The sequence below is a fragment of the Nocardia sp. NPDC050412 genome, from assembly GCF_044458825.1.
GTDB lineage: Bacteria > Actinomycetota > Actinomycetes > Mycobacteriales > Mycobacteriaceae > Nocardia.
In genome coordinates this window covers 654,792-666,232 of the sequence record NZ_JBITIJ010000005.1, presented here as the reverse complement: position 1 = coordinate 666,232, position 11,441 = coordinate 654,792, and the positions used below count along the sequence as shown (strand labels likewise).

13 protein-coding genes and 3 pseudogenes are annotated in these 11,441 nt (G+C 65.8%); 8 read left to right on the top strand and 8 right to left on the bottom strand.

Translation table 11 applies throughout. The annotated features are described in order from the left end of the window. Positions 1 to 217 precede the first annotated feature (217 nt). From ACIBI6_RS17705 to ACIBI6_RS17690, 4 genes and pseudogenes are all read left to right on the top strand, one after another. Complete coding sequence (locus ACIBI6_RS17705) at positions 218 to 730, top strand: hypothetical protein (RefSeq protein WP_396957041.1); 513 nt, start codon at positions 218 to 220, stop codon at positions 728 to 730. A gap of 268 nt (positions 731 to 998) precedes the next feature. After that, positions 999 to 1,518, top strand: a pseudogene (locus ACIBI6_RS17700) (IS21 family transposase); the annotation flags it as partial. Then, positions 1,510 to 1,920, top strand: a pseudogene (locus ACIBI6_RS17695) (ATP-binding protein); the annotation flags it as partial. The pseudogenes ACIBI6_RS17700 and ACIBI6_RS17695, both read left to right, overlap by 9 nt. A gap of 198 nt (positions 1,921 to 2,118) precedes the next feature. Further along, positions 2,119 to 2,637, top strand: coding sequence for a hypothetical protein (locus ACIBI6_RS17690; protein WP_396957039.1), 519 nt, complete (start codon positions 2,119 to 2,121; stop codon positions 2,635 to 2,637). Here ACIBI6_RS17690 and ACIBI6_RS17685 read toward each other — a convergent pair. Continuing rightward, the gene (locus ACIBI6_RS17685) at positions 2,613 to 2,945 is read right to left on the bottom strand and encodes a hypothetical protein (RefSeq protein ID WP_396957037.1); all 333 of its coding nucleotides are present in this window, start codon (positions 2,943 to 2,945) and stop codon (positions 2,613 to 2,615) included. The two genes, ACIBI6_RS17690 and ACIBI6_RS17685, sit on opposite strands and share 25 nt — an antisense overlap. Before the next feature lie 323 nt (positions 2,946 to 3,268). Here ACIBI6_RS17685 and ACIBI6_RS17680 point away from each other — a divergent pair, with 323 nt between their 5' ends. Continuing rightward, positions 3,269 to 4,381 carry a glycosyltransferase gene (locus tag ACIBI6_RS17680; protein ID WP_396957035.1) on the top strand — a complete coding sequence of 371 codons (1,113 nt, stop codon included), beginning with the start codon at positions 3,269 to 3,271 and terminating at the stop codon, positions 4,379 to 4,381. A 28-nt stretch (positions 4,382 to 4,409) separates the two neighbouring features. Here the strand turns inward: ACIBI6_RS17680 and ACIBI6_RS17675 are convergent, their stop codons facing one another. Beyond that, positions 4,410 to 4,631, bottom strand: coding sequence for a hypothetical protein (locus ACIBI6_RS17675; RefSeq protein ID WP_396957033.1), 222 nt, complete (start codon positions 4,629 to 4,631; stop codon positions 4,410 to 4,412). Here ACIBI6_RS17675 and ACIBI6_RS17670 point away from each other — a divergent pair. Beyond that, positions 4,615 to 4,770 carry a hypothetical protein gene (locus ACIBI6_RS17670; protein ID WP_396957031.1) on the top strand — a complete coding sequence of 52 codons (156 nt, stop codon included), beginning with the start codon at positions 4,615 to 4,617 and terminating at the stop codon, positions 4,768 to 4,770. The genes ACIBI6_RS17675 and ACIBI6_RS17670 overlap by 17 nt on opposite strands. Before the next feature lie 280 nt (positions 4,771 to 5,050). Here ACIBI6_RS17670 and ACIBI6_RS17665 read toward each other — a convergent pair whose 3' ends face one another. Both ACIBI6_RS17665 and ACIBI6_RS17660 read right to left on the bottom strand, forming a co-directional pair. Next, positions 5,051 to 5,563 (bottom strand): hypothetical protein, encoded by a 513-nt coding sequence (locus ACIBI6_RS17665; protein WP_396957029.1) that lies wholly within the window; start codon positions 5,561 to 5,563, stop codon positions 5,051 to 5,053. A gap of 469 nt (positions 5,564 to 6,032) precedes the next feature. Next, a complete protein-coding gene (locus tag ACIBI6_RS17660; RefSeq protein WP_396957027.1) occupies positions 6,033 to 6,389 on the bottom strand; it encodes a hypothetical protein in 357 nt (118 codons plus the stop codon). 273 nt (positions 6,390 to 6,662) lie between these two features. Here ACIBI6_RS17660 and ACIBI6_RS17655 point away from each other — a divergent pair. Then, positions 6,663 to 6,803, top strand: a pseudogene (locus ACIBI6_RS17655) (Hsp70 family protein); the annotation flags it as partial. Positions 6,804 to 7,021: 218 nt separating this feature from the next. Here ACIBI6_RS17655 and ACIBI6_RS17650 read toward each other — a convergent pair. From ACIBI6_RS17650 to ACIBI6_RS17640, 3 genes are read right to left on the bottom strand one after another with little or no spacing between them, the layout of a single operon-like run. Beyond that, positions 7,022 to 7,570, bottom strand: coding sequence for a hypothetical protein (locus ACIBI6_RS17650; RefSeq protein WP_396957025.1), 549 nt, complete (start codon positions 7,568 to 7,570; stop codon positions 7,022 to 7,024). Continuing rightward, positions 7,540 to 7,899 (bottom strand): hypothetical protein, encoded by a 360-nt coding sequence (locus ACIBI6_RS17645; RefSeq protein WP_396957023.1) that lies wholly within the window; start codon positions 7,897 to 7,899, stop codon positions 7,540 to 7,542. Before ACIBI6_RS17645 ends, ACIBI6_RS17650 begins: the two co-directional genes overlap by 31 nt. Beyond that, positions 7,896 to 8,864: a CatB-related O-acetyltransferase gene (locus ACIBI6_RS17640; protein ID WP_396957022.1), complete on the bottom strand. Its 969-nt coding sequence runs from the start codon at positions 8,862 to 8,864 to the stop codon at positions 7,896 to 7,898. The genes ACIBI6_RS17645 and ACIBI6_RS17640 overlap by 4 nt, the downstream gene beginning before the upstream one ends. Positions 8,865 to 8,990: 126 nt before the next feature. On the opposite strand from ACIBI6_RS17640, the gene ACIBI6_RS17635 reads away from it, so the two are divergent. Further along, positions 8,991 to 9,341: a hypothetical protein gene (locus tag ACIBI6_RS17635; protein WP_396957021.1), complete on the top strand. Its 351-nt coding sequence runs from the start codon at positions 8,991 to 8,993 to the stop codon at positions 9,339 to 9,341. Between the two features lie 144 nt (positions 9,342 to 9,485). On the opposite strand, the gene ACIBI6_RS17630 is transcribed toward ACIBI6_RS17635, so the two are convergent. Further along, complete coding sequence (locus ACIBI6_RS17630) at positions 9,486 to 11,237, bottom strand: FUSC family protein (RefSeq protein WP_396957019.1); 1,752 nt, start codon at positions 11,235 to 11,237, stop codon at positions 9,486 to 9,488. Between the last annotated feature and the right edge of the window lie 204 nt (positions 11,238 to 11,441).

The window sequence follows — 11,441 nt, the reverse complement described above, 5'->3', positions numbered from 1 at the left end:
GATGCCGGGAAACTGGCCCGTCCGGTTCGGGAACGCGGCATGAGGAAACGGACCCGATGAAATACCGGGCACCGCGCCTCATGCCGACGTTCATCGTTGCCGTTGTGGGAAGGCTGGGCGTCACCTGATCAAGCTGTCCACGAACGATGGCCGTAGCGTCGCATCGGTGAGTGGTGAGAGCCGTTACCAGGCATACGAAGCAGACCTATGGGAACGATTGGCCGCGCTGCTGCCCTCGGTCGACGACACCGAGAACTTTCGCGACTGCAGAAAGACCGGCCGACAGGAAGCCGGCCTGTGGATCTTGACGCGACAGTTACTCGAGCACGAAGTGCCCATCAACGATCGAACGCGCGCCGAGATCGAAGTGCTGGCCGAGCATTGGGCCGAACGACTGGTGCGTCACGACGAAATCATTGCTTGTGCACGGGATTCCGATGGCGAGGCTTCCATTCGACTGCTGCCTGACGATTCTTCGACGCCGATCGACCCAGCACAACTCGGCATCACAGGCTCCAGCCTGACAGGTTTGCTCGTCGTTCCGTGGCTCGAATGCCTACGATGCGGGCAGGTGCTGGATCGCGTCCATGCATTGGAACCGTGGGGCGATCTGCGGTACCTGGCTGCCTACTACACCGTCCGGCATCGTGCCGCGTCGGACGCTGCCCCCGAGATCTTCGACGGGGCGGACCTACACAGCGCGTTCGAGTTGCTACTGACCTGTAGCTGACCACGCCAATGACCTCGATTCGGCTACCGCGTGTTCGACAAACCCACGCCGATCGCAGATGCGAGAGTTCCCCAGCGCAGCCACGGGAATAGCACACGGTTGTCCGTGGCCATGAGAAAGTCGCCACTGGTGGCCGGTCGTAGGTCGCCAGTTGGCGGCCAGGTAGAAGTCCCCATTCCCTTGCTCGTCGTGTCATGCCCGGAGCTCGTGGCCTGGGCAGTGACGGTGATAGCGCCAACTGTCATCCGTCACTGCCCAGGGAGTTCCATTGAAGTCTGCGAGGGAGCGTGGACATTATTTCCGCCTATCGAGAGGTCGGAACCTATCGTGGGGCCGCCGAGTTGTGCGGCACTACGCACAAGACCGTGAAACGGGTCGTCGAGCGTGTCGAGTCCGGCGGTCGGCCGCCGGAGCGGGTGCCGCGGCTGCGCAATTACGATTCGGTGCGCGAGCTGGTCGCTGAGCGGGTCACCAAGTCGAAGGGCCGGATCTCGGCTAAACGACTGCTCCCGGCGGCGCGGGCCGCTGGTTACGAGGGGTCGCCACGGAATTTCCGTCGGTTGGTTGCCGAGCAGAAAGTGTTGTGGCGCAAGGATAATCATCGGGGTCGTCGCCCGGCGGTGTGGTCGCCGGGTGAGTATCTGGTGATCGACTGGGCGCAGGTCGCGCCCGGGTTGCAGTTGTTCTGCGCGGTGCTGGCGTTCTCGCGGTGGCGGTTCACCGCGTTCGCCGCCGATCAAAAGCAGTCGACCACGCTGGCCTTGATCGCCGAAGCGTTCGCCGCGATCCCCGTCATCAAGACCCTCGACAACTTCGACGTCGCCTCCTCGTCCATCGGCCAGGCCAGCTTCGACTACCTGTCGAGCCTGGAATGGGTTCGCGCGCAACACAATCTCGCGCTGATCGGGCCACCCGGAACAGGCAAAAGCCACACCCTGATCGGGCTCGGACACGCCGCCATCCACGCCGGACACAAAGTCCGCTACCTCACCGCAGCCGACCTGATCAACACCCTCTACCGCGGCCTCGCCGACAACACCGTCGGCAAAATCATCGACAACCTGCTACGCGCGGACCTGGTGATACTCGACGAAATCGGATTCGCACCCCTGGACGACACCGGAACACAACTGCTGTTCCGGCTGGTCGCAGCAGCCTACGAACGCCGCTCACTCGCCGTCGCGTCACATGGCCAGCACCATCTCGATACCAGCGACGTCGCGATCGAGATGCCGACCGGTGAAGGCAAGACCCTCGTGGCGCTGTTGATTGCCGACTACGCGCTGGATCAGGGTTTTGTCGGTGGCCTACTTGACGGGAACTCGTCACGTAGCGGAGCAGGTCCAGGAAGAGGCCGACAAGCTTAACACTTCACCCGGTGCGGAGTGTTGATCGGCCCGTCCGGCATCGAGATCCGCCCCTATCATCCGCCGACCGCGCTTAATGCGGGCTACAGCCAAGCCAGACAACGGATCTATCTGTCGGCGACACTCGGGTCGATGGATGACCTGCAGCGCCGCGTCGGCGGTGGCAAAGTCACCCGGCTGGTGCCCGAACAGCCCTTGCCGACCGGTTCGACCGGCGAGCGGATGTTCGTGCTCAACCCGAGCCAGAAAAAAGCCCTCGACCCGGCAGTGGTCGCCTGGGCGGTTGGGCAGACCATCGCCGCGGGAGGGCGGGCAGCGTGGTTGTGCGTCAGCCACCCCGAAGCCGACGACGTTCAGATGCTTCTTACTGGCTTCGGCCACGACGTCTACCGGCTCCGCGCGGGAGATGACTCCAGCGGTGGATGCCTGGAGCTGCGCCCCATTGGGCCACTTGGTTACCGCTGGCCGCTACGACGGACTCGATCTCGCCGACGATGTGTGCAAGCTGGTAGTCATTACAACAGTCCCGCAATCCAGTAGCGAGTTCGAGCGATTGGTGTGAATCTTGTTGTGGTCACACCTGATAACGTGTTGACGTTGAACGAGGCGTTTGCGACGTAGCTGACGCCCAGGTAGAAATGTTGCTCACGTGCGCACTGGTGGTAATTTCCCGGCATCTCGACGACGCGGTGTTGTCGGTGGCTCGGGTCGAACGCGCCGCCCTGCAGCGCCTCATGTCGGAACTGCTCAGCGCACCTGCGGTGCAGGTTCTCGCGCTGCTGGGAATAGGCAACCACCATGATCATGTGGAGGTCGCCGTGGTGGCGATGCACGCGGTGATCGATCACACGGCCGCCGACAGGATGGAGTTTCTACAAGGACTTCAACGCGTTGTCGGACCTGCGGCGTCGCCGGCAACGCCCGGGACCAGGTGTGGGCGATGGCTCGCTCGGGCCGTCTCGGACATCGACTGCGAGTTGGCGAAAGATTCGGGCAATCACTCGGTACCGGACCCGGCTGCCGGTGGGGGCGGTACCGACCGGATCACTAAGATCATCCGGCGCTCGCATAGCCCTTGCGGCAGAGACATCCTGTGGTGGCTGGATCCGGCGCCCGAACCGCACCCCGCCGACACGGTCGGCCCCGGAGTGGGGGCACTCCGATGCGGGTGATGTTCGTAGCGACACCGCTGATCGGGCATCTGTTCCCGATGATGCCTCTTGCTTTGCATCTGCGTGCGGAGGGGCACCGGGTGCTGGTAGCAACCGGTGGCGATGCCGCGACGGCGGTTTCCTCCGATGTCCCGGTTGTCGACGTCGCACCGCGCATCGGACACATCCGTGCCGTCGCACAGGGATTGGGCTTGCACCCGGTCCTCGCACTGCGATCCGCGGCGGGAATGGCCGACGCTCGCGGCGGCGCCCACGTGTTCGCCGTCACCAACAAACCGATGATCGACAAGCTCATTCGAGTGGCGGCCCGGTTCGCGCCCGACATTGTGGTGCACGAACCCTTCGCGTCTGCCGCGGCCATCGCCGCGGCCCACCTCGGCGTCCCCACAGTGCTGCACAATATCGCGCTGGACGACGGCACCGTAATTCGACGGGAACTGTTGCGGCTGCTCGGCGGTGCCGACATTCCCGCGAGCACGGCCACCCTATCGATCGCGCCGCCCAGCATCGTCTCTGTCCCGGGTTGGCCCCTGCGATACATCCCGTATTCGACACCGGGCGCATCCACGCCACGATTCCTCCTCGACTCCCCCCGCCGACCACGCATCGTCGTAACCCGAAGCACCATGCTCGGCGACGGCCCCGACGCGATGCTCCGATCGGTGCTACGGGCCGCGCCCGACGTCGACGCCGATATCGTTATCGTCCGCCCGAACCGAACAGTCATGCGCGCCACCAACCTTCCCGGCAACGTCCGAACAGTCGGGTGGATCGCGCTGCACGCCGTGCTCCCAACCTGCACCGCGATGGTCAACCACGGCGGCGCCGGCTCGGTGTATGCGGCTCTGCGCGCCGGAATCCCTCAGCTGGCGACCCCCGCCCCCGGCGACCGCAGGTGGAACGCGGTATCGGTGCAGCGCCGCGGAGCGGGTATCGCGGTGCTGGGAAGAACGATCACTGCGGCGCACCTGCACACCTTGATCACCGACGCGCGCCTCGCCGACGCTGCCCGCGCTGTCGCGGCCGAGGTGGCCACCATGCCTGCCATCGACGAGGTCGCAGCCCAAGTCCTCGCATTGGGCAACAACCGGCCGCCCCTGCGACACTCCTGACCGACGACCGGGGGAACCCGGAGGCGATTCAGATCGACAACGACAAGACGAAGGCGCGGATCTGAGGATTGTCGCGGTGTCGCGTCAGATGGTCCAGCAGCTGCGGATCCCACCAGTCGATGGTGCCGCGGAAGCGATTGAGCAGGACCAGCGGGACACCACTTCGCGGACCGAGGCCTAAGATCGTCGCCCGGGAGTTCCATGCTCGCGTGACTGCGGCGCGCAGCGTCGGCGTGTCCAGGAACTTCATCGCCTTCTACTCTGGGGAAGCACTGGACGAGATGGGCAGCGATTCGATGCTGACGCCGATCTTCAAAGTTGCGCACACTGTTGATGTCGACCGCCCCGATCGCGCTGCCCTGGATCTGCTGCGGTTGATGCACAAGTGAGAAATCACCCAACCTCCTAACTCCACAACACCTCACTCCGGCCGGAAGTCGATGTGATCGGCCCAGGTGTAGGCGAGGAACCGCAGCATCGGGTCGTCGAGTCGCCACGGCTGCGCATCAACGCGCTTGTGAGGATGTGCTGCTTTCCCAAAGTTTCTCGCACTTCCCTTGCGGTGTTGGTGTAGCTTCCGCTCGCCAGCGCGGCGGGTTTGTCCTTCCAAATCCTTGCCCGGTGAAGTCGTCGATAGCGCGCGGCCGAGAATCCATTTCCGCGGTGTGCCTACCGCCATCCGTTGGGTTCCATGCGCATAACCGGCTGGGCATCGAGCATTTGGCGCAGCGCAGCATCGAGGGGCCAAGGAAACAGCAGGTCGTGGCCGAGCCGATTGTCCACCGCAGACACCGCTCCCCGCAGCATTGACGTGGTACCGACCCGGTCGACGATCGATTCGAACAATGGGGGCGGCGTCGCCAGGTAATACAGTGGCCGCCGTATTGTCCCCGCCGCTACTCGGCGAGTGGCCCCTCGCCGCAACGGCGCGCTCAATCCGGCGGCATAGAGCAGACCGTCGGGTGTTATCAGCAAACGCTCCGAGGTAACAGTGACGTTGCCGGTGGATTCGCCGCTGCCCCATTCCATCGCCGCAAGTCGGCCGTGCATCACACGCCATCGGGCGTCGTCGGACAGCACCCTTTCGACGTCGTCTCGGCACAACCACGGATACGGCCCGGCGCCGGAATCGAAGCATTGCCGCAGAGCCTCGTCGATGAAATCGAACAGTCGCTGGTTCATCACATGCTCCTCGATCGCGCGACATCCGGACAAGCTGCGTGTCGTCCGGCATAACTTTGTACTAGAAGCATCGCCTCGGCGGAGCGGTCGAGATCCATCATCGCGGCCTCGATATCGAGACTGGCTGGTGGTCGAACGACGGTTCCGCCGCACTCCGGTCCACTGCACCGTGACCCCCTGCGGCTCGGGGCTCGGGCGCGATTCTTCCTTCTTCGGCCAGATCAGCGGGACCCACGTGGTACGTCCGGATAGCTTCGGCTTCTCCGTCGACGCTCGTCACTTCGAACGCGAAGATGGCAACGCGTTCTCCCTTGGCCGGACGCCCGAACGGCCAGGGATTGTCGTACTGTTCCCCCGACGGATTCCCGATCGTCTTCGCGATTATCGTTGTCGGCTCACCCATGATTCTCGTTCCTCACTTTCCGCGGCTTCCGAAGCGTGGGGCCCGTCGCGGATCGAAAACAGCTGGTCAGCTCGACCATGACCGCATAGTCCACCCTATCGCCGGGGCGCTGGGCCGGCCGCCCTTTCGGTCGAGATCTGTGCAATCCGCCAGTCCGAAGCGTGCAACGAGTTCACCGTTGTCGGCATCGAGGGTGATGGTGGCACCGTCGTCGATGTCGCCGGACAACAGCGCCCGCCCAACGCGTGTCTCGACTTCGTGAGAGATGAAGCGCCGCAACAGCCGCGCGTCGTACACCGGGTCGTATCCCTCCTTTTGGGAGTCCGCATCCCTCGCGCTTCGCGCCGGGATCGCAAATACCACCAGGCCAATCCAGGAGCCGTCTGTGGTTTGCCCCCACGCATAGACCAGGCCGGACACCACCTGTGCAGTCGAGTCCGGACGATTTGACGCGCATCGTCACCGCATCACGACGGAATGCACCCTGCGGCGGGATCGCGATGCCCAAATTCACGTTCACCGTACCGGTGGCCGAACTCGTTGCGGCCGTTAGCGACTCGGGTGGTGGTGACTAGTGGCCCGATTCCGCCTGGAAGAAGACCTCCCGATCCCCGGGCACGCCGTCCTGTCCAGCCGGCTGGGCTCGGAGGATCTGGACGAACTCATCGAAACCACGCGGCTGTGGGCGTTGCGGGCATCGTCGACTATCTCGCCGACGAATTCCAGCGCGCAGAGCACATCGACCTACGTGCCGATCCGCAAGCGCTGCAACGACTTTTCGAGGCGGCAGAGAAGGCCGAAGTCGAGCTGTCCTCGGTGTCACAGACACAGGTGAATCAGAAGAGGGGGGTGGCTCACGCCTCTGCGGGATGGCGAAACCCTAGTCCTCAACAGCAATTCAAAGTAGATGTCGACAACCGGCTTTCCAAGACGGACCGTCTGTCTTCCGCAACCATGCCTCCCGGTAGGCGTCCCGGTCAGCCTGGATCTGGCGGCGTGACTCGTCCGTCTCGAAGATCACGAGCGCGTACCTCATGAAGGGTTCTTCTCCTGAGTCAGGCGGTGATGCGGGCGAGTGCCCCGGTCTCGAGGGCTGTCCACATGGCACGGTCGGGGCCGAGGGTGATGCCGTGCGGCTCGGCGCCGGGGGTGGGCAGGTCGTGTGTTTCGATCACAGCGTCCGGCGTGACGGTGCCGACGCGGTTGCCGCCCCATTCGGTGAACCACAGGGTGTGGTCAAGGCCGGGGGTGATGGCGTGCGGTCGGCCGGAGCGGTCGGGTAGCGGGAACTCTGTGACGGTGCCGTCGGTGGTGATCCGGCCGATCTGCCCCGCGGCGATCTCCACGAACCACAGTGCACCGTCGGGTCCCGCGGTCATCCCGACCGGTGCGGCTGCCGCGGTCGGGAGCGGGTGCACGGTCACGGTGCCGTCCGTGCCGATGCGGCCGATGGCGTTGGCCTGGTTCATGGTGAACCACATTCCGCCGTCCGGGCCCAGGGTGATGGCGGACGGGAACGCCCCGGTGGCCGGAAGCGGGAACTCTGTGACCTCACCGTCGGTGGTGATCCGGCCTATTCGGTCAGCGGGGTCTCGGTGAACCACAGCGCCCCGTCGGGACCGGCGGCGATGCCGAACGGCCCGCACTGCGCCGTCGGTAACGCGAACTCCCGGACCGCACCGTCGGTGGTGATCCGGCCGATCCGGTGTGCCTGGTACTCGGTGAACCAGAGCGCACCGTCCGGGCCGGGTGTGATGATCGTCGGCCCACAGCCTGGGTCGAGTTGATGGTTCTCCGGCTCGCCGCCCGGCGCCAGCCGACCGATATGTCCACTGTGAACCAGCGTGTACCAGAGCGCGTCGTCCGGCCCGGTGGTGATCGCGTACGGCCCGTCGCCGGTCACGCTGTACTCCTCGATCGATACCCGTGTCATACGGCCTTCTCCAGTCCGTGCTCGGCGGCTGTGCGGGCGATTTCGGCGGGGGTGCCGGCCATGATGCTGCGGGCGTGCTCGGTGACGAGTTCCACCGGCCAGTCCCACCAGGCCGCGCGGCGCAGCGCTTCGACGTCGGCGGCGTCGAAGCGCTGCCGGATCGGACGCGCCGGGTTGCCGCCGACGATCGTGTACGGCGGTACGTCCGCGGTGACGACCGCACCGGCCGCCACGATGGCGCCATCACCGATGGTCACGCCGGGCATGACGATGGCCTGATAGCCGAACCAGACGTCGTTGCCGACCACAGTGTCGCCACGACTGGGCATGCCGGTGACGAGGTCGAGGGTCTGCTCGGTCCATTCGCCGCCGAACATGGTGAATGGGAAGGTGGACACGCCCATCGTCGGGTGTTCGGCGCCGGCCATCAGGAACCGCGTCTCGGCGGCGATCGCGCAGTACTTGCCGATGACCAGCCGTTCCGGGCCGTAGGCGTAGAGCACGTTGCGGTGCTCGAACTCCGTCGCGCCGTCCGGGTCGTCGTAGTAGGTAAACTCCCCTACCGCGATCTTCGGCGAGCTGACCAGTGGTTTGAGGAACACCACCCGCTCATGGGCCGGTAGCGGGTGGCGGGTCATCGGATCAGGTGTCAAGGTTGAGCTCCTGGTGACGGGATGTGCGGGCACGGGATCTAGGAAGACGTAGACACGGCGCAAGCTTGCCTGCTCGGTGACCATGACGACCAGCCCGATGATCACGGGAGGGCCATCGGCCGGTGCTAGTTCCCAGGTGAGGCGTACCACATGGTGGTGGCTGTCGACGCTCCCGGCCATGCGGTACACCAGACCGGGGAACTGCCGCTGGGCGGTGGCCACCACGTCCTCGATGGCGTCGCGGCCCTCGGCGGCCACGATCGGGTCGATGTAGTCGGCGTCGTCGGTCGTTCCATCGCATCCGGGTCTCATGCCCCAAAGCGATGTCCTCGACATCGATGAGGATTTCGTCTTTGCGTTGTTTGTTCCACACCTGCCGCCCGGTGTAGCGGGGTTGGACAGGATCACCCGAATTGCGCCCTTGGACCACGCCCCCGTATGACCGCGAAATCTCGTCAGCGTCCATCCCGGTCGAGCACTGGCAACACCGGCACCTCGCCCTCGGTGGTAGTCCCGGCGACCCTGTGGGCCGCCGGGAGCGACCCGATCGATCTCGGCGACCGATGGCCGCAACCGATCGTGTCTCGCGCGGTGCGCGAGTTCACCGCCCCGGGTGGGCGGGTGCTGTTGCTCGGCTGGCCCGCCCCCACGACTCGTGGTGGCCTGCACGCGGTCGCGGCGGACACGGCGGCGGCGTGCGCCAGCGTCGAGGCCCTCGGCCGCACCGCCCACCACGAACCCCGCACCCCGACCGGCACGGATGATGCGGTGGATCGGGTTCTGGACTGACCCCCGCGTGGCCCCGCCGAGAAGTGGTCACGATTTGCTTGCCGTTGACATCGTCCCCTTCGCAAAATCCTGAGCGGCGGCGCAGGGGAACCCGTACGCGAATGCCCGGACAGGTAGGGCTACGGGCACGGGTTGTGGCTGCTATCAGCTGTCACGTCGGGCGGTGCATGGGCAGGGAGTACAGGGCTGCGGGGGCAAGATGGCTTGGTTCGTTCGGTTCTGCCGAGCTGTTGACGAGTGCTGAGACGCGGGCCACGCTGCTGCGTCTCGTGAGCCTCCCGTCTCGGTGGCGAGGCTTCGCGCGTGGAAGTAGGTGGCTTCCACGCGTTCGAGAACACGGCGGACGCGGGCGCGCTCGGCGCGGCGGGGATTGAGTGGATGCACCAGGGGACGGCAAGCCGTGCGGAAGGCCTCCAGCGCTTGATCAAGATCACGTGCATCGAGTGCGGGCTTCGGGACGCTGGCCTGCGGCGCGCAGCGCACGAGGTGGTCGAGAAGGAAAAGTAGCTCCCTCAGACGCATTTCGGCGACCGTGCGGACAGCCATGGGGACGACCAGCGCGGCTGCCAGAATCCCGCACCCGGCCCCCAGAACGGTCTCCTGGACGCGAAGTGCGAGCAGCTGCGGGGAGAGCGTATGCAGGACTGCGAGCACCATGCTGAGCGAGCCGGTGATGAAGAAGGTCACCGCCCAGTAGCTGCCGGAGGAGGTGTAGAACATCCCGAAGATGCAGGCGAGGAGAAAGGCCAGGGCCAAGGTGGTGTGCCTGTCGGCCAGGGCGGCGAGGCCGTATCCGAACGGCACCCCGGCGACGGTGCCGATCAGCCGTCGGCCGCTCTGCAGCAGGACGTCCCCGGTGTGCTCGGCATTGATGAAGACGACCCATGCCGTGGCCACGGCCCAGTACCACAGGTGCGGGGAGAGAAGATGTCCGCCGAGTACGGCGAGCGCGGCCGCGGCGGTCACCTGGAACGCCTGCCGCGTCGTATGCCGCCACGGGCCTGACGGCTGTGCTGCCCCTGGACGCAGCGCCACACGGTCGCACTCTGTCCGGTCGGTCAAGTCCGCCGTCTCCGCCTCCCTCATCGTGCTGGCGGAGGTCCCGGTCGAATCCTCCGCTGCGCGGATCGCGAGTACGCCGAGGCGTTGTGCGGTCGCGTCCGCATGTGCCGTCCGCTCCAGCTCCGCCGCCGTGTCTCGGAGCAGCCCGACGGGAGCCTCGTACAGGAATTCCCGAAGCAGCAGCGCGGAGGTGTGCAGCCGGTCGAGACGTCGTTCGACTCTGCGGACGCCAGCTCCGCCGTCTGCGAGTAGATCTGACGTGGCCTGCTGTGCATCACGAAGCCGTCTGTTGAATGCCGCCCTCAGGCGCCTCACGATTCCGTAGGACGTCGTGGGCACCAGACAGAAGCGAGTGACTGCGGCTGCCGCGAAGGCGACGGCCAACGCCCCAGTCAATTGCGGGAGTTGGTGGGGCTGAATCCCAGCGAACTGGGACAGGAAGTAGGCCATGAAGGCGAAGATCCCGAGGTCCAGGCCCCGTCGTCCGAAGCGGCGCGCATATACCGCGGTGAAGATCAGCAGTAGGAAGGCCAGGTGGGACGCGAAGGGGAAAGGCGCCAGCAGGCCCCCGGCCGTCAAGGCGGCTAGGGTCACGGGAGCCCCGGCGAGCAGAGTGAGGAACTGGTTGCGGGGGTGCAGGTCGCTGCTCGCCAACGAGGTGACCACCGCTGTGAAGCCGCCGGCCAGAAGTACGACCGAGGGCTGATCCCGTACCGTCAGCGCGGCCAGGGTGAGAGTGAGGCCGAGGACGGCGCGCAGCCCGGCGGTCAGACGCAGCAGGCCCGGGTCGGCTGCGGCAACCCGGTCCCGTAGCGACGCTGTTTTCGCAGCCACCGTGGATTTCCGTTCCTTCGTCGTGGTCGGCCGCTCCCGTCCGGCCCCGACGAGCGGGGCCGTGTGCAGCCCGGGATCACTGGCCTGGGGCCCGCGTTTTCGCACGGCCTTGGGGACAAGTGGGGGCCTCGGGGTACCAGGGCGAAGGGGTCGCCTGGCCGGTTACTGCTTCCTCGCTCGTGTGGCCAGTCTGGTCCGGCGGGA